Consider the following 22,470-nt stretch of genomic DNA (forward strand, 5'->3'; position numbering starts at 1 on the left):
GAGCATCTTTAGAGCCATCATCACCTTGTCTTCCGGGGTCCGCAGGTCAAAGAAAACGGTATCACGTGTCTCAGCAAAGCAGTGATCACATTTGTTGCAATAAAAGATACGTCGTTTTCCGTTCTGGGTCATATAGGTCGAAATGGCGCTAATGTTACCTCGGTTCATCAGCCGATAATGGGAACATTCCGGGTTTGGGCATGGCTGGCCCCAGTCCTTGGGTTTTCGCATGGGTCAATCCTCCAATCAATTCGGTATATATATCCAAACTGATAGGATAATTAGCATTTTTTCTTTTTCAAAGTATTACCGGGTGAGCACCCATATCGTTGTAACCCAATAAATTATCATACCGGGACAGGTTTTTTCAAGATGTTGATGACAGGCCGGACAGGGTAAATTTAATTATCCTTAATACTTTTCTTGACAAAAAGCGTCTTCCTATCCTAAAACTATGTGCGGCGAACTTGCAGCTCACACAATCGTACTACCGGAGACAAAGATTTAAGTCCTCGGCTTAAGAGGGATGAAAGCATGTTTCAACGCTTTCGGAAAATCCCGTTTGGATTGAGGCATTAATCATAACCATAAACAAAGAGAGGTAAAATGAGCGCTTTAGGTTTAACACATAAGATCCTCAAGGATCACCTGGTTGAGCCGGCTGAATTGCCAGCACCCGGGGAATTGATCAAGATCAAGATCGATGAGGCTTTCACACAGGACGCTACCGGCACCATGTGCATGCTTCAACTGGAAGCCATGGGCATCGATAAGGTAAAGCCCCTTGCTGTAAACTTTGTTGACCACAGTATGCTTCAATCCGGTTTCAGAAACCCGGATGACCATCAATACCTGAGAACGGTTGCCGCAAAACTTGGCATCATCTTTTCACCGCCGGGAACCGGTATCTGTCATTTCACCAATATGGAAAACTTTGTTAAACCCGGCATGACGGGTGTTGGTGCTGACAGCCATACCGTAAACGCGGGTGGCGCAGGTGCGATCTTCATGGGTGCCGGCGGATATGACGTTGCTCTGGCCATGGCTACAGGTATGTACACCATGCCCATGCCCAAGGTGACCCGGGTTAACCTGACCGGTAAGCTGGCCAAAAACTGTATGGCCATGGATGTCATCCTGAAGATGCTGGAAATTGTATCTGTAAAAGGTGGCAAGGGTATTATCTTTGAGTATGCAGGTCCCGGCGTTAAAACCCTGTCTCTGACAGAACGGGCCACCATCACCAACATGGGTGCTGAAATGGGTGCCACCACCTCTATCTTCCCAAGTGATGAAAACACCAAGGCCTTCCTGGAAAGCCGCGGCCGCGGTGGTGATTACACCGAACTGTCTGCTGATGAAGGCGCGACCTATGATGCAGAAATTAACATTAACCTGTCTGAAATCGAACCGCTGATCGCCATCTACCCCTCCCCGGGTAATGTTGAAAAAGTTAAAGATCATGCCGGAACTAAAATTCATCAGGTTTGTATCGGTTCCTGTACCAACAGCTCCTTTGAAAACATCGCCACCTTTGCGGAAGCCCTTAAAGGCAAACGTGTCAAAGTTGACACCCTGCTTTATCCCGGCTCCAGATCCGTTGCCATGCAGCTTGCCGACGCAGGTTACATAAAAATGATGTTCAATTCCGGTGTCAGAATCATGGAAAACGGTTGCGGCGCCTGTATCGGCCAGGGCGGTTCCCCCCCAAGTGAAGGCATCACGCTGAGAACGTTCAACCGGAACTTCCCCAAACGTTCAGGTACAGACGATGCCCAGTGTCATTTGATCAGCCCGCTTGTTGCAGCAGCCAGTGCCCTGACAGGTGTTATCACCGTACCGGAAGCAAAAGACATTGCCATTAACGTCATCCCGCCTGTTATCGACACCGACTCTTTCATCATGCCGGATAAAGCCGATAAGTCCGAAGGCGTTGTCCGCGGACCTAACATCATGGCTCTGCCTGAATTCACGCCTCTACCCGACGTTGTGAAAGGCGAAGTTCTGCTGAAACTTGGCGACAACATCAGTACTGACGACATCCAGCCTGCCGGTGTATTCCTGCCCCTGCGCTCCAATGTTAAAGAGTATGCAATGCAGGCAACTTACAACCAGGTTGACAACACCTTTGCCAAACGCGCTGTGGCTCACAGAGACGCCGGCGGAGAAGGCATCATCGTTGGTGCTGAAAACTACGGTCAGGGAAGTTCCCGTGAACATGCGGCCCTTTGCCCAAGATGGCTTGGTATCCGTGCGGTTATCGTGAAATCTTTTGCCCGTATCCATGTGGCCAACCTGGTTAACTTCGGTATCGTTCCCATGACCTTTAAGAACCCGGCTGACTACGACAAGATCACCCAGGGCGACACGGTATCTTTTGATGCCACTGACCTGGCCGGCGATCTGTTCCTTGAAGTCAATGGAGAAAAACTTCCGCTGGAACGTGCTTTTGACACAGACGTGATCCCCACCTTGAAATTGGGTGGTGCTCTGGCTCAGTTCAAAGCAACCTTCAAGGGATAACCGCTGTATAATTAAAGAGTACTCTATGCCGGGGAAACGATTCATTCCCCGGCATACAATACATAGAATATCGGTTAAGAAAAAAGGGGATAATCAGCAGATTATCCCCTTTTTCGTTTTAAAACACAGAGATCAGCATCCTTGTGCCCACCAAATACAGCAGCACGGCAAAAACACGTTTGAGCTTGTCAACGGGCAGGTTGTGGGCAAGTTTCACCCCAATGGGTGCCGTGAGCACCGAGGCAGCCACAATGCCAGCCAGAGCAACGAGGTTGACAAACCCCAGGGACATGGGCGGCAGGTTCGGGGTACCAAGCCCGTTGATCACATACCCTAAGAAACCGGCTGCGGCAATGGGAAACCCGATGGCCGATGAGGTGCCGATGGCTTTGTGAATCTTGGTATTGCACCAGGTCAGAAACGGCACGGCCAGGGTACCGCCGCCAATGCCCACAAGACTTGAAAATACGCCGATGATGCTGCCTGCCGCAAAGATGCCTGCGGTGCCGGGGATGTCCCGGGTGGGTTTGGGTTTCATCCCCATGAGCATCTGGGTGGCCACATAGTATAAAAAGATGCCGAAAAAACATTTAAGAAAATTGGTGGAAAGCATGGAGGCAATCCAGGTTCCTGTAAACGTCCCCACCAGGATACCCGGAGTGATCCTGAATACCACGGGCCAGACCACAGCCTTACGTTTATGGTGGGAACGCATACTGGAAACCGAGGTAAACAAAATACTGGCCAACGACGTGCCCAGGGCCATGTGAACAATAACTTCATGGGCCACATTCTGGTGGGTAAAAATCGAAGTGAGCATGGGAACAATCACAAGCCCGCCGCCAATGCCCAGAAGCCCGGCCAGCACACCGGCCACACCGCCCACCGCCAGATACAACGCTACATAAATCATCTGTTCAGTCCTTTCTCCGTAATCAATTGCACAACTTGCACAAATTACACAAAAATGACCAATATATAAAATCAGGGTAAAAAGCAATGAATAGTTCCCGGTGCGTAACCGTTCACTCCCCCCGCCCTGATGCCATTTTAAGCGATCAGCACTGAAATCCCGCGCCACTATTATTGAAAAAAGTTACACGCACATGATTTTTGTGGTGATCAGATAAACAGTCCCACCGGGTTCAGTTCGTGCTCTTCAAGGGGGCGATCCAGCAGGCCGGCGCCCACCGGAGCGTCGTAGAGTCTTCCCGGCGCCAGGCGTCTCCAGAAATGGCGGAGTCCCGGAACCATGACCTTGACCACGTTGAGTCCGACGTCCGGCCTTGTCATATCGAGAATCAGGGTGTCCATGCCCTTTTCAGCCGCCCGGAGGATGCACAAGTTCAGGCTCTCCTCAACGCCGGGTTCACAGAGCGTCTTGTAGTCCGAAAGTGTTTTAGGGGGCAACGACCTTCCCGGGGAGAGGTAGGGCTGGTTTTCCATGGTGGCGGAATCGAGCCAGGAGAGAAAGTTTTTGTCCCCGGTAAGATATTGGGGGGAACCCCCCTTTTCCTTTGGCGGATGCACGATGGGCAGGATTTGGTTAAGTTCTACCAGGGCGCGCTCAACAGCGATGGTCGCATCCACATGGGCGCCGAACCCGAAGACAATATCCTCCCGCTCGTTATTCAGCCGGTGTGAGATCGCCCCAAAGGCGGGTATGCCCAGGTCGCTTGTGAGGTCAAGGACCGTAAGACTGCGCTTGATGGATCTGTAATATGCTGAAAGTGTTTGGAAATAGGGTTGATTGAAACTTGTAAGGTCCACCCAAGGTTTTTCCAGGCGATTGTACCACCACAGGGCCACGCTGTCCCTTTCCACCAGCTCCAGAAACCCCTGCAGGGCCGCCTCCGCAACAGAGTTTCCGGCGGCGCATCCGTTGCTGTCCGGGTATGCGTATGCCTTTTGTTCATCTTCCACCGGATACTGGGCATAACAGAAACAGGAGGGCAGGTAGCAAAATTCCCCGAGGCCCATGGACCAGACCGGTGTCCAGTGCATCTCCTCTGTTTCGTCGAAGGGAACGGGAATCAATGCGTAAAACCTGGAGCATTCACGGTTGAGGGCCTCCCGGTCCTGAAACTGCTTTTGGCTGAAGTTCATGCAGTCATTGGGGTGTATTCCCTGTTCCCCCAGGTCTGTAAGGCTGCTCTTTATGCGGGGTTCGTCTCCGTGCCAGGTCAGGCTGTAACGTTCGATGGCTTCGCACAGGGCCCCTGCCTTTGCCTGGGATCTGCTGGCACCCTTGCCGCCGCAACCGCTTCTCACATGGTTGTTGAGCCAGTGCATGGATTTGCTCCTGAATGCCATGTTGTGGCCCGAGGAGAAGTTGTGCATGGGGGCGTTTGCTATGGCGTGGTAGGGAGTGAGCTTCTGCACGACGCCGGTGATGGTGCTGATATGATGACGGTATTTTTTGAATGTTGCCTCCGGGGAGGCCTCCCGGTAACCGCCTGCAAGGCTGGCGGAACAGGCCCGGTTCTTTTTTAATGTAACCGGTCTTGGGGCGATCCTGTAGTCCTTTGTTCCGCAGGCCGGACACTGGGGGCGCCGGACCAGGCGGTGGAACTGCATATCAAGGGGCATGTTCGAAAGGGTGATGATCGTTCCTTCCAGCCGGTTGTTTGTACCGGAATAGAGCCATTTTACGATCTCCTGAACCGCAAGACCCGCAGCCGTTTGCCGGGACAGGGGGGTTCCGGCGGAAGGGATGCGCAGGTTCCGGCCGGTCCCGGTGTGGGCCTTGAAGAAGGTGTTGATCTGGCGGTTATAGCTCAGCCGGTTGGCCAGGCATTCCCAGCAGGCGGTTTTGCCCGGGATAAAGAGCGGGCCCAGCCACGGCTCGATGCCGTTTGTCTTGAGCAGCATCCAGGGTTTCCCGCTCCTGAGGGCATCGAGATTGATCTGCCGGATCATGGGATCTTCGTAGTCGCCGGTAATGACGACCGTAAGATCTGCGTTCTCCTGAACCTTGAGTCCGGCCTGTGAAAGGGCATGGATCAGCTCGGCAGGGCTGTCCGTATCCGTGGAAACGATGGATACGGTTTTATTCCTAAGTAACGCAGCCAGCCTTCCTGGGTCCATGCCAAGGCCACTCCAGAACGCCAGTTCCTCGGGAGAAAGGGTGGATTCAGCCTCGGTGATGTAACCTGCCTGGGAAAGTTTGACCACCGTATACAGCGTTTCCGTGTAGGACATCTCCCCGTCGAGACGGGCAAGCAGGTCGTCGAGGGAGAGATCGTTTTCGGTTATGGCGGAGAGCACAAGGCAGCAGGATCTTTCGGTCAGCAGTACATTGTTCTTTTCACTGGACAGGAGTACATTGTCGTTGCCTATAAATTCCGCATGGTAACAGTATGTGAGTCTCGGATTCTTTATCATAATTTCGTTTTCCCAGCATTTTTTGATTCTAAGCTTCCAGCTCCAGCAGCAGTTCCGGAGAGGCGGTTACCAGGGGCACGTAATGGGCGTCGGCAATAACGGCCAGTTTATGTTCCAGGGCCCACTCCTGCGGGCGGGAACCCGTATACCGGCAATGGCGCATCACCTCTTTGGCCTGGTCGCGGTCCATGGAATATGTTTTATGGGATTGGCCGGCGAACCGGGTGTCATGGATCACATATTGATCCCAGAACAGGACCATGACCAGGCTGGCCGTTCTCCAGGAATCCTTCCAGGTACGAACCTCCTCTTCAAGCCTTTGGATTATGTCTGGCCGATCATGGGAGCCGCAGGGGTAATCACCGGTATAACGGAATGCCAGTTTCTCCCGGCCGGCATGTTCAGGAAAGATCGCTGCATAGGCCTTTTCCGGTTGCAGGTTCGTGATTCCGTAATCCTCCGGGCGCTCCACATAGAGCCCGAATTTTTCAAAACGTACGTGGGCCAGGAGTTCGGGCGGCTGCAGATGCCGCAGCAGGGGAATGAGCTCAATGGTCTTCTCATAATCCTCGGGCCGGTCTCCCGGCAGTCCCCAGAGCAGATACCAGTAGACAAAGATATTCGTGGACATGGCATTTCGAAGCAGAGCCAGATTCTGGTGGGCCTTTACCCCCTTGTGGATGGCGTTCAAGAGCGGGGTGGTCAATGCCTCGATACCGGGCTGTATGCGGTTGACAGACGCTTTCTTAAGGTGAATCAGATCCTTGAGGGTCAGTGCGGCCACCAGCTGATAGCGCATGGAAAAACCGTCCGGAAGCCTAAGCGTGGGAAACAGTTCCCGGTAGTAGGAGGAGGGCGGGGTGTGATCTGTCATGAACACGATGATATTTTTATATTTTTTGCTGATCACAGCGAGTTCGGAGCGGACCTTTGCAGGGCTCTTGAAGCGGTATTGGATCCGTTCATCGCAACTCAGGCCGCAGAACGCGCATCGCTGCTTCTGCCCTTTCCAGCATCCCCTGCTGGTTTCATAGGCCAGGGCCAGTTTTTCCGGGCGATTGTCTCCCAGAAAAAGGTCTGCCTGATGAAAATAGGCGGCATAATCGGGCAGGGGTAACAGGTCCATATCCTTTACGGGGCCTCCCCTGAGGATGCGATGGTCAGGGCGCTTTCCTTGGGTATATCCTTTTAGGAACTGTGCATATGCCGCCTCGATTTCTCCTTCGAATATATAATCCACATTATTGTTCATCGCCGCAATGCCCCTTGCCATGGCAGCTTCGCAGTTCAGCCCCCCTATCATGAAAAGGGTATCGGGTGCGGCTGACTTTATCCTGTCGATAAGGGCAAGGGCGCAGTTGATCTGTTCCCAGCCGATATTGAGCCAGATGATCTTGTATCCCCTTGCCGCCACAACAGGCGCCACCTGGTCCGCAAATGAGAAGCAGGTCTCTTCCAGATCAAGCCAGGGCAGGGGATCGAATTGAGGATCTACCGGGTGGGGCGCCGGAGAAGTTTTTTTGTTTTCCCCCAGGGCAAAGCGTTCCTCCTGGGGTATACCCAGCTGGGGTAGCGCATGAGCGGCCCGGGCAAACAGCCGTTCCCCTACCATCCAGGATCTGGGTGCGTTACCGGTTTTTTCAAATCTATCAATGCCGATCATGGAGGCGAGTAGAACGTTCAAATAGAGGACTTCGGCCCCAAGCCCGCTGTCGATGGAGATGGCCTCAAGGAGATGGGGGTCCAGCATGGCGCCCAGACAGGATCTGGAAAACGGCGGAACGATAAAAAGGACGTCACCGCCGGACAGGGCCGAATTGATTCTGCCGGCTATATTTTTATCTTGGTTTTGGGTCATGGCATAAAACTCGTTATTTACTCATGGTGTTTAAATATGGCTGGTCATGGGATGCCGGCCGATTCGTTCAAAGCCGGAATCCAAGAATCAGGATGTCGTCGACCTGCGGAAAGTTGCCCTTCCACTCTTTAAAGCGGGTGTATAATGTTTCTTTCTGTTGATGCAGGGGGGTCCCGGAGATATCCAGGAGCAGTTTTTTAAAATGTCCCTTCATGAACTTTTTTCCGGATGTCTCGCCGATCTGATCGATGAAACCGTCTGAAAACAGATAGAGCATATCGCCTTCTTCGAATGAAATGTCATGGGCCGTGAAAGGCTTCTCCCTGTGGTGAACGGCAATGGGCATCCTGTCGCCCTTGAACTCAAGGAGCTTGCCGTCCCTGATCATCAACAGGGGATGATGGGCTCCTGAGAACCGGATCCTGCGGGCTTTGAGATCAATGGTGCAAAGCCCCATATCCATTCCCTCCTGCTGCTCGGCGGGATCACCGTGCTGCTTGAAGGCGGTTTTTATCTTTGTCCTGAGCTCTCCCAGGATCTGGTCGGGAAAGAGCCTTTTCTGTTCAGCCATCCTCGGTACGATATCATTGAGAAAAGCGATGCCCAGCATGCTGACCAGGGCACCGGGGACGCCGTGTCCCGTACAGTCTGCAACCGCCGTGATGATCTTGTCTTCGATTTTCCGAATCCAGTAGAAATCCCCGCTGACCGTTGCACAGGGACGGAAAAAAATAAAATGGTTCGGCAGAAGCTTTGCAATGGTCCCATCGTCAGGCAGAGCCGCGTCCTGGATGCGCACGGCCTGTGTGACGCTGTCGGTGACCTTCTTGTGGTTTTTAGCAAGTTTCCTGTGGCTCTCCTCGAGTTCTTCGTGCACCTTCTGAAGGTCGTGGGTTCGCTGCCGAACCTTTTCCTCCAGGTCTTCATAGAGTTCGGCATTCTCCATGGAGATGGCAATCTGGGTGGAAAGCATGCTGAGCACCTCCAGGCGTGACGGCGTGAAGGCCCCTTCGATCAGGTTGTTTTCAAGGTAAACCATACCGGTAAGTTCCGTTTGCTTGATGATGGGAAAACAGACGGCGGACTTCGGCTGATGTCGGGTGATATACTCACCTGAACCGTATTCGGGGCTCCGGGAGAGGTTTTCAAATACCAGGGTCTCCCGGGTACGGGCCACGAAATGGATCACGGCAAGGGGGATGTTCCGGGAATCGTCAACGGGCAGTGCCTGGAGCACATCTGTTCCGGTCTCCAGGCGCCCTTCTCCCTGGATGAGCAGACGACCGTCCTGATTCCGAATCAGGACAACTGTCCGGGCCCCTGCGTTTTCCATCAGGATTCTGAGCATCCTGTCCAGAAGCTGCGGCAACTGTACCTCTCTGGAAAGGGTCTGGGATGCCTTTAAAATGGTGGCGATATCCAGGTGGCCTGCGCTCGTTTCGGCCACGGGTCCCGTCGTGAAGTTCATGTCGGTCTGACCCGGATATGATGAATGGCCCGTATACTTGGGATAATTGGTGTCGAGGTGGGACACCTTTGCAGCGGCTCCCCATTGCTGATAACATGCCCTGGCCTCGCTGAAATACAGGGAGGCGATCCTGTCGCGCCCGTTGTGCATGTAGAATCTGGCCGCAAGTTCGTTTGCAATGGCAGCTTCGTTTATATACGCGTTTTCAATTGCTTTTTCGATTGCCCTGTCGTAATGCTCCCCGGCCTGGCAAAAATCTCCCTGTATGCGGTGCATTTCAGCTTGCAGCAGATGGTATTTATGGGAGAAATTGGTAGGGCCGATGATTGCCCAGTTTTTCATCACTTTCAAGCCTGCCGCAGCCTTTGTAAGGAAGGATGCTTTCTCTTTTTCATCCTCTGTTACGGTGTAAAGGTGCAGATAGGCCAGGGTGAAATAGAGGTAGTAATCGCTGGTGATGTATGTCAGGCGTGCCCGGATCCGGCTCCAGTTTTCTTCGAAAATCGCGACATCGGAAGACAGTCGGTCGTTGCGATCAAAGATGACTGCGGATTTTACCCTCATCAGATACTCGCACATCCTGCATAGCCTCAGGGCATCGGGGGGCAGACCGCTGGATATCTTTTCAAAATCCAGTTCGATGATCTCCGAAGGGAGCACCTGGCCGGTCAGTTCGGCATTCAGGTGTATATCGGAGGCAAAGAGCGCAAGCATAATTCTCTCCTTCTGAAGGGAGAGATGTGGGCGTATGAAGATGAGTTTTTCATGCCAGACGGAGAGCGGGGTGCCGCTGCGTGCCAGAAACGCCATGTAGTGGGCGATGATATAGCCGCCGTAAACATAATCGCCGGCATTGAGCGCAAAGGGGTGAAGGTCGATCAGGCTTTGCGATACCTCCCTGTAATGCTGCCGGTTTCCAGCTATATAAAGGTAAAAGGGGGTGATGGATCTCACGCTCATGGCATCGTCGCATAACCTGTTTTCGATCAGCTCACGCGCGATATTTCCGATCTTATATGCCCCGGAAATATCACCCGCAACGATTCGTACGGTGCCGTAGAGGCAAAGCACATAAGGCGTTTCCGGACAGAGTCCGTTCTCAAGGATCAACGCCGTCATCCTTGAGGTCAAAAGCGGCAGTATGTTCTGGTACCTGGAAAACATGAAGGCTGTTGCGCCCGTATAATAAAGGCGCAGGATCAGCCTTGTTTCCGGGTCGTCCATCGGCGGCAGATTGATGATATTATCCATACCATAACGTTCTATCAGGGTTTGCGTACGGTTGATTTCCCTGCCGATATGGGAAGGTTCCGGGTCGGTTGGAATGGAAACGCCCAGGGATGTGAATATCTCCAGGATCTTTTCCGCAGCTGAAAGATGCTGATTTTGCGCGATAAGGTTCATAATGCGGTATTCATGGGCAACGCAGCGGTGGGACACTGAAACTGCCGATGATAAGACGGTGTCGATATGGGCTTCAAGCTGCTCGGTATCCCGGGACAGAAAATAACATTGAATGGCTTGATCATATATTTCCCGGGTCAGATCATAATGATTTTGCCAGTGGTTTTCAGGGAGAAGCGCAAGGGCCGTCCTGATATAATCCCTACTGATCTTGAAGGCTGCAGAGAGTTTTGCCTTTTTACCTGCAGAGAGGTTCAATCTTACAAGGATCAGTTTCTCATCACTATCGCAGATCCAGTCCATGCCCATATTGAGATGGTTGACGACCTTGAAAAGAACATTTCCGACCTCTTTTATCTCATGGAATCGGTCCGGCAGCGCCATGGAATTTAACAGCAGGCGGCCGATGGAAAGATGCAGTTTCTGTCGGGTCGAAAGATCTATCATGGTGTAAACGGCTTGTTGAACGCGATCATGAATAAATTTGTACCGGGTTTCTCCTTCCGCCTGGATCAGTTCTTGAATTAAGGCGGTTTCAAGCAGCAGGGTCAGTGCTCCTGTTGATCGACCTGAAATAACGGACAGGGTAGAAAGTTCGAAGGCCTCGCCGATACATGCGGCCAGCCTTAAAATGCCCTGAATTTCATCTGATAGCAGTTCTATTTTCTGCACCAGCAGGTTCACAACATTGTCCGTTATGTTCAAAGCCCTTATTTCGGCTGTATCCCATGACCACCTTCGATATTTGAAATCAAAGCCCAGGAGCCCCCTTGCGTGGAGATTCTTCAAAAACTGATTGAAAAAGAACGCATTACCCCCGGTTTTTTGAAAGATGAGGTCAGCCAGATCTTCGGTGGCCGCAGGATCCGTATCGGACCGCAACGTGTGGGCAAGCCATTCTTTAACATCGGCTGGCGTGAGATTGCCGATATTAATGGTGGTGACTTGAACATCGTTCTCAGCAAGCCTTTGGATGAAGGACAGGAAGGGGTGGCCGGTGGTGATTTCGTTATCCCTGTATGCGCCGACAACGAGGAGATATGAATTTTCAATGTCTTCACTGATCAGACTCAACACGGAGAGGGATTCAAGGTCGGCCCATTGCAGGTCGTCTATAAACAGGACAACAGGTTTCTCTTCGGTTGCAACGGCTTTTAAAAAAGAGGAAAACACATGGTTAAAACGCCCCATCGCCTGGTCGCCGCCGATTTCAGGGATGTCGGGTTGTTTGCCGATGATCTCCACGAGGTTGGGAACAATATCCGTCAACAGCTTTCCCAGCGGATTCACGGCATTTAGAATACGCTGCCTCCATTGATCCAGCACGTCCTGGGGCTCGCTCAAGAGCAGATCGCAGAACTGGCCGAGCGCCAGGCCCAAAGCCGAGTAGGGAACCGATCGCTGCAGCTGATCGAATTTCCCGCTGAGGAAATATCCCTGATCCCGGGTTATGGGTTTATGCAGTTCGCTTACAAGGGATGTTTTTCCGGTTCCGGGAAGACCGGCAACCAGAACCACCTCCCTCTTTTTTTGCCCAAGCCTGTGGTATGCTGCCAAGAGGGATGAACGCTCATCAACCCGGCCGTACAACGTCTCCGTAACCTGAAGTTTCCCCGTGTAATCCTTTTCTCCGAGGGTGAACGTTGCCTTGAGGTTTTCGAAGGCCCTGAAAAGATCATATTGCAGGCCCTGAACGGATTGATAGCGTTTCCTTGGATTTTTTTCTATCAATTTAAGTATGATGCAAGAAAGGGTGTTCGGTAGCGTTGTGTTTAATTCATGGGGCGGCAAGGGGGAGCGGGCCAGGTGGGCATAAACGATTTCAAGGGGATTTTCATATTCGAAAACAGGAACGCCGGTGAGCATTTCATAAAAGGTGATTCCAAGGGAATAGAGGTCCGACCGATGGTCCACACGGCGGTTTACCCTTCCGGTCTGCTCCGGCGAAATATAGGACAATGTGCCTTCCAGGGAATCGGGATTACCGTTGTATGAAATTTTTTGGTTGAACTTTGTGGCGATATCAAAATCGATCAGGTTGATTTTGCCACTGGCTGGATTCCATATGATATTGTTGGGATTGATATCCCGGTGAATGATATCCTGCTGGTGAACGGCTGAAATGGCCTCCATGAGTTGCCCTGAAATGACCTGGAACCCGGCAAGGGAGAGGGGGGCGCTTTGAATCTCCTCCTTCAGGGTGTGCCCGTCGATATCTTCCAGTACAAGGATGCTGAAATCGCCGGTTGTAATCAAATCAATTGGTTTGACCACATAGTCGGAGGTAATCCGGCAAAGCAGCTCATATTCGTTCTGAAGGCCGTGCAGGTATTTAAGGTGCAATGCTGATTTTTTCTTCAGTACTTTCAAGATGCGGGACGAAGCGGTTTCTTTATGCCGGGCGCGGTAAACGATATACTTCTGATCGTGATACAGCGTTTGCATTATCTTATAATCGGCAATGTACATATGTGGCCCTTATCTTCCCGCAAGAGGATTTACACCTCAAAATAACTAAAAGAAAAAGCCCCTAAAAGGAGAGTTTAGATAGTTCAATGATCCCCGGTTAGAGACTTTATGACTCACTTTAACGACCTTGTCGTGATAACCTGAACTAACAGCTTGTCAGGATAATCTCCGCACCATCCTGGAATTTAACCTCTCCGAGGATATCGGTATAGAGATCAAAAAACGGCATCACGACAACGCCCTGTACGTCGGGGTCATTCAATGATGCGTGGATATTGACATCAATTTCGCCCGGCTCTTTCAATACGACCTTTTCCATATGTTTCGTATAGTCCCTCATCTCCTCGACAACCTTAAGGCATAGTTTGCCCTCATAGATCGCAATCTTTCCCTCCGGCGTCTTGAGGTAGAGAGCAGGAAAACTCTGCCCGACCTTAAGATGGATGAAAATCTTTTCAGGTATCACCATACCGATACCCTTCAAATAGGGACGTGGATCCTCGAAAAAGCTGTCGCGTTTTTTTTCATCCCTGCCGCAGGCCAACATAAGCTCCATATAGTTGATGCAGATATCTCTTATTTCCTGATCAATCTTATGGGATTTTTTTACCGTGATCTCTTCTGCACTCATAATAATCTCCTCTTAAGTTGTTCGTAAATGTCCATCGGTAATCAACTCTTGTCCATCTGTTATTAGCCACTATGGTTCGGATCAATACTCAGTATGTTTTATTCGGTTTTTTTCGACAAGGCCGATTTGGGAACCACCTTGCCGCCGATTCCCCACTGGCCCAGGGGAACTTCTTCGATAATGCAGGTCGTATGGGGCAAAACCATTTCCATGGGAAGGGGCCGCGCTCTGACCTCTGCAACGACTTCGGAAACGCGCCTGATGACCTCTTCTTTTTCCTCATCCGTCAGGGTGCCTTCGAGTAACTTGATGTTGATAAATGGCATTTGAACTCTCCTTGGGGTAAACTTTTTTAAAACAAATCCGGCGGCAATCCGAATGCACCCGCTCAGGTGTCCGTAAGTATGTGCCGGCCTGACCTTTGCCGGGCAGGGAAGCGATCACCCGGTTGCGCCCCGCAGCTTTTGCTTTATACAGGCTTGCGTCGGCAATGGCAATAAGGTCTTCTTTTGAATTACTTCCTTCCGGGAACAAAGTGGCCACGCCGATACTCACGGTAACACAGTCCGCCACATGAGAGTATGCATGGGGATAGTTAAGGGCCACGACCCTGCTTCGAAGTCTTTCCGCGGTTTCCAAAGCACGTTCCGTTTCCGTTTCGGGCAGGATCACCGCGAACTCCTCGCCGCCGAACCGGCATAGTTGGTCGCTTGCCCTGCACAGGGAGTCTGCGAGGGTTCGGGCAATCTTTCTAAGGCAGTCGTCACCCACGGCATGTCCGTAATGGTCGTTTACGAGTTTGAACAGGTCGATATCCAGCAACAGGAGGGAAAGGGCGTGGCCGCCCCTTTTTGCACGAAACCACTCATTGGCCAGGGCATCATCGAAAAATCTGCGGTTGTGAATCTCCGTGAGCCCGTCGACCATTGCCAGCTGTTCGAGCAGTTCGCTCTTTCTCCTTAGCCTCAGGTGATTTTCCACCCTCACCTGCACGATGAGCGGATTGAAGGGCTTGGTGATATAGTCGACGGCGCCGAGGCTGAAAGCCCTGGCTTCATCAACGGGTTCCTTGACCGCCGTTACAAATATGATCGGAATGTTCCAGGTCCTTGGCGAGGCCTTGAGTTTTTTGCAGACTTCATACCCATCCATATCCGGCATCATGATATCCAGCAGTATCAGGGCCGGCGGATTTTCGCTCCCGGCAATGGCCAGGGCTTTCTCACCGCTGAGTGCGGTAACGACTTTGTACCGGCTTTTGAGGGCCTCTTTTAAGACAAAGAGGTTCTCCTTGAGATCATCCACGATCAGTATTTTTTCAGTTTTCATAAGGGCCTTCGCGCTCCATGATATCTATAGCCTGATGTCCAGTTTTTCAGAAAGTTTTGTAAGGCCGACCAGGGCTGCATCCATCTCGAAATTGTCGATGCTCTGAAGAATAACGGTATACTGCCGGCTTTCGCCACAGGGCCCAAGGGCTGTTTTGAGTTTGCTGATCCGCTTTTCCACCTCATCGAAATCTTCCTCCAGAAGTTCGATGATCTCCTTGATCAGCGAGCCCGCGACGCCGATGTCCACCTTTTTCCATTCTTCTTCAGCAGGTTGGTGAACGGCCGGAGCGCCTTTCCCTATGGCGCCCACGAGGAACCTTAAGGATGCCGTCACCTCGTCTATACACCGGTTGAAACATTTCAGGGCAGGGGCCAGTTCCTTGTTGCGTTTCTCTTTGATGATCGTTTCCAACTCATCTGCTCCCGCAAACAGGTGTACGGCTCCGATATTTCCGGCAGCCCCCTTGAGGGCATGGAGTCGATACTCGATTTTTCCTAGATCCTCCTTTTCAAATCCCTGCTGCAGCTCCTGTTTTAAATCACCGAAATTTTCAAGAAACAAGGTGCTAAGTTTCAAGTACAGATCCGTGGATCCCCTGAGACGGGGCAGGCTTCTCGATATATCCAGGCCGGGCAGGTGAACCGGAAAATTATTGTCCTTCAGGGGGGGGGCCGCTTCCCGGGGGCGGGAGGGGGCGCCTTTGGTCCCGGGTGGGAGGGGCAGGGTGTCGGGATCAATCCATCTTAAAAGGGTATTGAACAGAAGGGCCACCTCGACGGGCTTGGTCACATAATCGTTCATCCCTGCCTGGATGCATTTTTCACGGCATCCTTTTGTTGCATGGGATGTGAGGGCGATGATGGGAACAGGCACGTTATCGGCTTTCGCGATGTTATTCCCGGCATGCATTTCAAGTTTTCTGATCTTCCGGGTCAACTCATAGCCGTTCATGTCCGGCATCTGAATATCCAGGAAAACGGCCTCAAAAGGCCTTGGGCCCTTCAGGGTTTCGGTGAATTTGAGGAGGGCCTCCATTCCCGTGGAAGCCGTGGTCACCCGTATTCCGCCCCATTCCATGATCTCTCTGTTCACCTGAAGATTGATTTCGTTGTCGTCCACCAGGAGAACCTCGGCGCCTTCAAGGGAGGGGGACTCCGGAATGATATCCGGCCCTCCGGCCTTAAGGAAATTTGCCTTTTCCGACGGCACGCATGGATCCGCAGGGGCTTGGCAGGCTGTGCCGAACTCGACTTCGAACCAGAAGGTGCTGCCCTCTCCAGGGGAGCTGAACACCCCAATCCGGCCCTTCATCATCTCCACGATACGTTTGCAGATCGTAAGGCCCAGGCCGGTACCGCCGAACTTGCGGGACGTGGATGAATCGGCCTGGGTAAAGGGTGAGAATACCAGCTCTTGCTGCGCCTTTGTCATGCCGATGCCGGTGTCTTTTACCTCAAACCTGAGACGAATTCGGTCCTCTCCCTTTTTCACACACAGGGCCTGGACATGGATATGTCCCTGAAGGGTGAACTTCACGGCATTGGTAGTCAGGTTTACGAGAACCTGGTGCAGCCGCAGGGGGTCGCCCACAAGACAACAGGGGATCTGCTTGTCTATATCGATGCTCAGCCGGATCTTTTTTTCGGAACATTTCGAATAAAAAAGATCCGGCAGGTTTTTCAAAAGGTCGACAAGGGAAAACTGTGTATCTTCGAAGTCGAGTTTGCCGGCTTCGATCTTGGAGAAGTCCAGGATCTCATTGATGGTGCCCAGAAGGGTGTGGGCCGATGCGCTGATTTTGTTGATATAGTCATGCTGTTTGGGGGAAAGATCGGTTTTTAAGATCAGGAGGCAAAGGCCTATGACGGCGTTCATGGGCGTTCTGATTTCATGGCTCATGTTGGCCAGAAAGTCGCTCTTGGCCTTTGTGGCCGCCTCCGCCGCCTCCTTGGCGTGCTTGAGATCGTGATTGAGACGGTTCATCTGATTCTGCTGCCTGTCGTTCAGGCGGATCAGGCGCTTATGCTCGTTAAGAAGCTGTTTGAAATTAGCGGCCAGCCGGCTGTACTCCTCTCTGAGGCGTTCGCAGGAGAGACCGGTATCGGCTAAAACGATTTCGGTATGGCTGACGACGTTCTCTTCAAGGCTGAACAGGGATGCTGTCATCATTTAGGAGAGATCCTTTGAGACTATATTAAAGGTAATCGATTCCATTCCCATCCGGAACTCTTCGCCGTCTTCGCGGGCATCCTCGTCTTCACTATCGCAGTACCAGTTTACAACGATGGCGCAACCCTCGGTGCCCTTGTTGTTCAAGAGGTTGAAAATATTCATATATACCTTCGAGGAACTGCTGTTGTAATAGCCGATGTCCATATTCAGGACAAATACCCCGGGCAGGTCACTTGCGAGATAATCCTCCAGCCATGAGATGATCGGCTTGTAGAATACAAATGTGTTTTCAGGGAAGCTGTTACCTCTGATGGTCAGGCTTCGATCTTCGGAATCGAATTTCACCAGAGGCGTATCTTCCGTTGCTGATATATTGGGTGCATCCATGTATCATTCTCCGTCATACATAGCTTGTGATGGAAAAATAGGAACAGTCTTCATCCACTCGATCAAATGTAATATTAAGGGGGCGGCTCGATTTTTTTGCGATTTCGATAAATCCCAGGCCGGCACCCATGCCCTCCTCGTCCCTGACTTCATTGAGCTGGCCGCGATAGAACTGAACGATTTCATTTCGATCCATACTGCTGAGCCGCTCCACCTTGGAGCGGATGATGTCCACCTTGCTCCGCTCCACGGGGTTTCCGCAGGAGATGAAAAAAGCATCGTCCCTGCGGCCGATCATCAGTATTCCGTCACCGATATCGCTGAAGTTCTTGTTGCCGCAATATTTCGCAGGCTCCGAGGAGTAGAAGGTCACATTCTGCAGAAGCTCGATAACAATGGATATGATCCGGTTGAGCTGGGTTTTTGTGGCAATCTCCAGCTCCTTGCGGCAGTGGATGTTTCGGATGATATCCTTGAGCAGATTCTGGGAGAGGGTGCCGTTGAAAAAGAAAAACACCCCCTGGGACTTCAACTCTTCATGAAACTCATATGCGGATTTATGATAAGGCATCATTTTTTTCATCTCCGGAATTCTCAACTATGGATTCCTCCTTCGAGTTCAAGTTGGAAGAAATACAGCTCTCTGCATATTTTTGGGGGAACCCCTTATCTGTGTTAGTAATATTTAAGTTCATACTCTATTTTTTTCTTTGTCATCTGTCAAACCCTTTAGAAGACCGTAACGAGGGTTTCAAAACCATACCATGCAGCACCATGCAGCGCTGCATCGGGGTCAAGAATTACATGAACGGGCATATTGGCGCACAATGAAAAAAAACGTCCCTTGTCGGTCATATTGCTTAAAAAATCTGGCCGGGCCAGCCGTTTAAGGATGCGCGGCAGTATGCCGCCGCCAAGATAGATGCCGCCTGTGGGAAGAAGCGTCACAGCCATATTGCCGGTGACCGTGCCAAGGGCGCGGATAAATATATCCAGTGTGGCCTCGCAGATATCAGCCTTGTTTTCAAGGGCGGTTTCCACAATCACCGGTGTTTTGTCCGTTGTTGCGGCCAGTTTTTCCTTTAGCCAGACAGGCTCGGAAAAGATTTTATTTTCCAGAAAATATTCATAGATATTGGGCAGCTGACTGCCCGAGCACACCCGCTCAAAACTGACATGGCCATAGCGCCGGGTTAAAAATTCCAGAAGTTCAACTTCCCGGGGATTCCGGGGAGAAAAGGCGGTATGCCCCCCTTCGCTGGCAAAGGCATGGTACCGGGCACCTGTCCAGACCATAAAGGCAATGCCCAGGCCCGTACCCGGTGCAATAACCGCCCGGTTCCCTTTGGGTTCCGGATTGCCTGGATTCAGGGTAAAAAGGCCGTCTTTGTCCAGGTGGGGCACTGAAACGGCAATGGCTTTTAAATCATTAATTAAAGAGACCTTAGGGATGCCGCAGGTCCGCTCAATTTCATCCGCACTGATTTTCCACGGCAGATTGGTGATCCGGGAATGGCGGTCTTTTACCGGGCCTGCCACCCCGAAACAGGCGGCTTGCGGTTTTGCACCGGTTTGATCTAAAAATTCTTTAACAATGGTTTCAAAAGATTGATAATCGGCACTTTTAAAGCGGGTTTCGTGAACCGGATTTGCCGGCACTTGTGTTATCCCGGCATAGATTGCAAGCACTGTCTTTGTGCCGCCGATATCCCCTGCAAGAATCATGGGCCTTCCCCCTGTAAGATAAAAAGGTTGTGAATCTGTTTGACAATGACATTCCTTTGTATATAGGCTTTTCCCAACAATTTTAGGAGCGTTAATTATGCCTGGCACCCCCATGTTGATCCGTAAAGGAAAAAAGAGAACCCCGGTTTAAAGGAAAATAACATATGAAAAATTCTGTAAAAGCCCATTATACCTGCCCGGATCTTGGGGCAAAAATCCGCCGGGGACTTGAAAAAGCAGGAAAAAATCCCGAACAGATCAGTCTGCGGGACCTTGCCCCGGTTGACCAGCTCCATACGGGAGGGGCCCCTGCCACCCTTGAACTGCTGGAACACGCCGGCCTGGACAAAGGCATGACCATTTTGGATGCAGGCTGCGGCATTGGCGGCACATCCCGGCTTCTGGCACAAAATTTGGGTCTTGTTGTCCATGGCATTGACCTGTCCCAGGACTTCATTGAAACCGCAGGCGTGTTAAACCAGTGGTGCGGCCTTGCAAAGGACGGCACCATAAATTTTAAACAGGGTTCCCTGCTGGCAATGCCTTACCCGGATCACTTTTTTGATGCCGTACTCTGCCAGCACGTACTGCTCAACATAAAAGACAAATCAAAGGCTTTTGCCGAATTTTCAAGGGTACTGGCACCCCGGGGAAAACTGATCCTTCATGAGATTGTGGATGGCCCGGGACCTGATCCTTTTTACCCCGTTCCCTGGGCCGGCAATGCGTCTGCCTCCATGCTCTGCTCCCGGCAAGATCTCGGGGGATATGCAAAAACCGCCGGATTTGAACTTGTTCTCAGTGCAGATAAAACAAAAGATGCGGCGCTTTGGTGGGAAAAGGTCAATGCCATCAAAAAAAACAGGGGGCCAGGCCCTTTGAATCCGGGCCTGGTTTTTGGAGAAAATGCCGGGCGTTTCGGCGCAAACATGGAAAGAAATTTCAAAGAACAGGCAGTGCTGTGCGTGGAAAACATCTGGATAAAATCCAATTTTTCTTAAAAATAATATGTTTAACAAATCGTTGCAATAAAAGGAGCAAACCGTGGACACTTATTATGACACGTATTATATTGACGGCAAATTCGTATCCGAAGACAAGGCCACCCTTTCCGTAAAAGACATCACCGTATTAAGGGGATTTGGTGTATTTGACTTTTTGATCACCTATAACAAACGTCCATTTCGCCTGGAAAAACATGTGGCCCGCCTGGAAAATTCAGCCCGCCACATCGGACTTGAACTGAACCATTCCAACAAAGAGATCTGCGATATTGTCATGCAGACCATAGAAAGGAACCCCCACCACAAAGAGGATAATATCCGCATCGTCTACACCGGCGGCATCAGCCCTGACGGCGTAACCCCCCAGGGCAACGGTATCCTCATGGTCATGGTCACGCCCAAGCATGAACTGCCGGACTGGTGGTATACCCAAGGTGCCAAAATCATCACTGTGGACATCGAAAGATTTATCCCCCAGGCCAAGAGCACCAACTATCTGTCAGCCATTTTTGCCCAGCAAAAGGCCAGCAGCCTTGGCGCTGTTGAAGCCATCTACAAAGACAAGGACAACCGGCTGCTGGAAGGCACCACCACCAATATTTTCGCATTCAAAGGCACCACCCTGATCACCCCGCCCGACGGCATTCTGCCCGGCGTAACCCGGGGCGCTGTGCTGGAACTTTTAGAAAAAAAATATGACATTGTCCTGGATTTTATCCCCCAGGCAGATCTGGCCGACATTGATGAAGTATTTATCGCGGCATCCAACAAAGAGATTGTGCCCGTCATCCAGGTGGACGATACGGTTATCTCCGACGGCAAACCCGGAGAAAAAACCCTTGCCCTGATGGCGGACTGGAACGCCTATACAACCGCCTACGGTCTTGGAGAAACAGAGTGATGAATTCCTCCAATGCACTTGTCCTTGAGCCCCAAAGCCGGGTTCAGGTGGATCTGTCCGCCTTTGGACAGAACGTGCGAACCCTGAAACGCCTGATCCCGGCCCGTACCCGGTTCTGCGCCGTGGTCAAGGCCAATGCCTACGGGCATGGCGGGATACACTGCGCAAAAACCGCCCTTGAAAACGGGGCATCCTTTCTTGCCGTGGCCCGGATCTCGGAAGCCGTTGCCATGAGAGGTGCCGGCATCACCGCACCCATTCTTCTTTTGGGAGAAGCCCTGCCCGAACAGGTCCCCTTTCTTGCAACCCACGGCATCCGGGCAAGCGTGGCAGATATCCAGGCAGCCAGGATCCTGTCCGGGGCGGCCCAAGCCTTAAATACCACGCTGAAAATTCATATAAAGATTGATACGGGTATGGGACGCATGGGATTCCTCCATCCCGGTGTTGCCTCCCAGGACCAGAGGGAAGCGACCGGCATACTTCAGGCCGGGGGGATTGCGGACCTGAAAGGCCTTGGGGTGGAAGGTGCCTACACCCATTTTGCCAAGGCAGATATCATTGACAAAACCCATGTCAAAGGACAACTGGCCCGGTTCAATGAGATGATTGCCATGCTCGCGGATATGGGCATTCGCCCCGAAATCCGCCATGCAGCCAATTCTGCGGCGGTTCTTGAGCTGCCTGAAGCCCATTTTGACATGGTACGCCCGGGTATTGCCATGTACGGGATGTCCCCATCCCGTGAGGTGGACATCACAGGGCATAAGCTGACGCCGGTCATGTCCATCACGGCAAAGGTCATTTATGTCAAGGCAGTGCCCAGGGATTTCAGCATCTCCTATGGGGGGACCCATGTCACAGCAGCCCCCACGGTGATTGCCACGGTGCCCATCGGGTATGCAGACGGGTACAGCCGGCTTTTGTCCAACCGGGGGCAGATGCTGGTCAAAGGCAAAAAGGCCCCCATTGTGGGCCGGGTCACCATGGATTTTACCATGATTGATGTGGGGCACATTCCAGGGGTCAAACCCGGAGACGATGTCACCATCCTCGGTTCCCAGGAAAATGAGCGGATTACGGCTGATGATATCGCCGGTCTAACCGAAACCATTAATTACGAGGTCACCACAGGCCTGACCGGGCGGATGCCTGTGTCATATCTGTAAAAGGCGGATGTCCATGCCGGGCCGGGAATCTTCGGCCCGGATA

At 51.8% G+C, this 22,470-nt stretch carries 15 protein-coding genes and 1 pseudogene; 4 read left to right on the forward strand and 12 right to left on the reverse strand.

Annotated elements, in window-relative coordinates:
• Positions 1-231 (reverse strand): annotated as a pseudogene (locus tag Q366_RS21730) (IS1 family transposase); the annotation flags it as partial.
• Between the two features lie 375 nt (positions 232-606).
• Here Q366_RS21730 and Q366_RS11740 point away from each other — a divergent pair.
• The gene (locus Q366_RS11740) at positions 607-2,523 is read left to right on the forward strand and encodes an aconitate hydratase (RefSeq protein WP_035239102.1); all 1,917 of its coding nucleotides are present in this window, start codon (positions 607-609) and stop codon (positions 2,521-2,523) included.
• A gap of 118 nt (positions 2,524-2,641) precedes the next feature.
• Here Q366_RS11740 and Q366_RS11745 read toward each other — a convergent pair whose 3' ends face one another.
• The 11 genes from Q366_RS11745 to glk all read right to left on the reverse strand — a co-directional run bounded on the left by Q366_RS11745 (position 2,642) and on the right by glk (position 19,353).
• Positions 2,642-3,436, reverse strand: a complete 795-nt coding sequence (locus tag Q366_RS11745; RefSeq protein WP_035239104.1) for a sulfite exporter TauE/SafE family protein — start codon at positions 3,434-3,436, stop codon at positions 2,642-2,644.
• A gap of 209 nt (positions 3,437-3,645) precedes the next feature.
• The gene (locus Q366_RS11750) at positions 3,646-5,907 is read right to left on the reverse strand and encodes a TOMM precursor leader peptide-binding protein (RefSeq protein WP_035239106.1); all 2,262 of its coding nucleotides are present in this window, start codon (positions 5,905-5,907) and stop codon (positions 3,646-3,648) included.
• 28 nt (positions 5,908-5,935) lie between these two features.
• Positions 5,936-7,765, reverse strand: a complete 1,830-nt coding sequence (locus tag Q366_RS11755; RefSeq protein ID WP_035239107.1) for a RiPP maturation radical SAM C-methyltransferase — start codon at positions 7,763-7,765, stop codon at positions 5,936-5,938.
• 67 nt (positions 7,766-7,832) lie between these two features.
• Positions 7,833-13,106: an AAA family ATPase gene (locus Q366_RS11760; RefSeq protein ID WP_035239109.1), complete on the reverse strand. Its 5,274-nt coding sequence runs from the start codon at positions 13,104-13,106 to the stop codon at positions 7,833-7,835.
• 145 nt (positions 13,107-13,251) lie between these two features.
• Positions 13,252-13,737: a hypothetical protein gene (locus Q366_RS11765; RefSeq protein WP_035239112.1), complete on the reverse strand. Its 486-nt coding sequence runs from the start codon at positions 13,735-13,737 to the stop codon at positions 13,252-13,254.
• 98 nt (positions 13,738-13,835) lie between these two features.
• Positions 13,836-14,063: a tautomerase family protein gene (locus Q366_RS11770; protein WP_035239114.1), complete on the reverse strand. Its 228-nt coding sequence runs from the start codon at positions 14,061-14,063 to the stop codon at positions 13,836-13,838.
• On the reverse strand, positions 14,017-15,066 hold the full coding sequence (locus Q366_RS11775; protein ID WP_084691807.1) for a diguanylate cyclase: 1,050 nt from the start codon (positions 15,064-15,066) through the stop codon (positions 14,017-14,019). The genes Q366_RS11770 and Q366_RS11775 overlap by 47 nt, the downstream gene beginning before the upstream one ends.
• 24 nt (positions 15,067-15,090) lie before the next feature.
• Entirely contained in the window at positions 15,091-17,238 is a 2,148-nt protein-coding gene (locus Q366_RS20345; RefSeq protein ID WP_051958011.1) for an ATP-binding protein, read from the reverse strand.
• The gene (locus Q366_RS11785) at positions 17,239-17,628 is read right to left on the reverse strand and encodes a DUF1987 domain-containing protein (protein WP_035239116.1); all 390 of its coding nucleotides are present in this window, start codon (positions 17,626-17,628) and stop codon (positions 17,239-17,241) included.
• 13 nt (positions 17,629-17,641) lie between these two features.
• Entirely contained in the window at positions 17,642-18,202 is a 561-nt protein-coding gene (locus tag Q366_RS11790) for a SiaB family protein kinase (RefSeq protein ID WP_156968166.1), read from the reverse strand.
• Between the two features lie 155 nt (positions 18,203-18,357).
• Complete coding sequence (glk, locus tag Q366_RS11795) at positions 18,358-19,353, reverse strand: glucokinase (RefSeq protein WP_035239118.1); 996 nt, start codon at positions 19,351-19,353, stop codon at positions 18,358-18,360.
• Positions 19,354-19,517: 164 nt separating this feature from the next.
• Here glk and Q366_RS11800 point away from each other — a divergent pair, with 164 nt between their 5' ends.
• The 3 genes from Q366_RS11800 to alr are packed head-to-tail and all read left to right on the forward strand — an operon-like array spanning position 19,518 to position 22,427.
• Complete coding sequence (locus Q366_RS11800; protein WP_035239119.1) at positions 19,518-20,354, forward strand: class I SAM-dependent methyltransferase; 837 nt, start codon at positions 19,518-19,520, stop codon at positions 20,352-20,354.
• A gap of 43 nt (positions 20,355-20,397) precedes the next feature.
• Positions 20,398-21,258, forward strand: a complete 861-nt coding sequence (locus Q366_RS11805) for an aminotransferase class IV (RefSeq protein ID WP_035239120.1) — start codon at positions 20,398-20,400, stop codon at positions 21,256-21,258.
• Positions 21,258-22,427, forward strand: a complete 1,170-nt coding sequence (gene alr, locus Q366_RS11810) for an alanine racemase (protein ID WP_035239121.1) — start codon at positions 21,258-21,260, stop codon at positions 22,425-22,427. The genes Q366_RS11805 and alr overlap by 1 nt, the downstream gene beginning before the upstream one ends.
• Positions 22,428-22,470 lie beyond the last annotated feature (43 nt).

Source organism: Desulfobacter vibrioformis DSM 8776 (assembly GCF_000745975.1).
Lineage (GTDB): Bacteria > Desulfobacterota > Desulfobacteria > Desulfobacterales > Desulfobacteraceae > Desulfobacter > Desulfobacter vibrioformis.

Coding starts and splice junctions, on each gene's coding strand:
- glk (WP_035239118.1), bottom strand. CDS start 19,353: ATGATTCTTGCAGGGGATATCGGCGGCACAAAGACAGTGCTTGCAATC.
- Q366_RS11790 (WP_156968166.1), bottom strand. CDS start 18,202: ATGATGCCTTATCATAAATCCGCATATGAGTTTCATGAAGAGTTGAAG.
- Q366_RS11775 (WP_084691807.1), bottom strand. CDS start 15,066: ATGAAAACTGAAAAAATACTGATCGTGGATGATCTCAAGGAGAACCTC.
- Q366_RS11745 (WP_035239104.1), bottom strand. CDS start 3,436: ATGATTTATGTAGCGTTGTATCTGGCGGTGGGCGGTGTGGCCGGTGTG.
- Q366_RS11755 (WP_035239107.1), bottom strand. CDS start 7,765: ATGACCCAAAACCAAGATAAAAATATAGCCGGCAGAATCAATTCGGCC.
- Q366_RS11770 (WP_035239114.1), bottom strand. CDS start 14,063: ATGCCATTTATCAACATCAAGTTACTCGAAGGCACCCTGACGGATGAG.
- alr (WP_035239121.1), top strand. CDS start 21,258: ATGAATTCCTCCAATGCACTTGTCCTTGAGCCCCAAAGCCGGGTTCAG.
- Q366_RS11785 (WP_035239116.1), bottom strand. CDS start 17,628: ATGGATGCACCCAATATATCAGCAACGGAAGATACGCCTCTGGTGAAA.
- Q366_RS11750 (WP_035239106.1), bottom strand. CDS start 5,907: ATGATAAAGAATCCGAGACTCACATACTGTTACCATGCGGAATTTATA.
- Q366_RS11800 (WP_035239119.1), top strand. CDS start 19,518: ATGAAAAATTCTGTAAAAGCCCATTATACCTGCCCGGATCTTGGGGCA.
- Q366_RS20345 (WP_051958011.1), bottom strand. CDS start 17,238: ATGATGACAGCATCCCTGTTCAGCCTTGAAGAGAACGTCGTCAGCCAT.
- Q366_RS11740 (WP_035239102.1), top strand. CDS start 607: ATGAGCGCTTTAGGTTTAACACATAAGATCCTCAAGGATCACCTGGTT.
- Q366_RS11765 (WP_035239112.1), bottom strand. CDS start 13,737: ATGAGTGCAGAAGAGATCACGGTAAAAAAATCCCATAAGATTGATCAG.
- Q366_RS11760 (WP_035239109.1), bottom strand. CDS start 13,106: ATGTACATTGCCGATTATAAGATAATGCAAACGCTGTATCACGATCAG.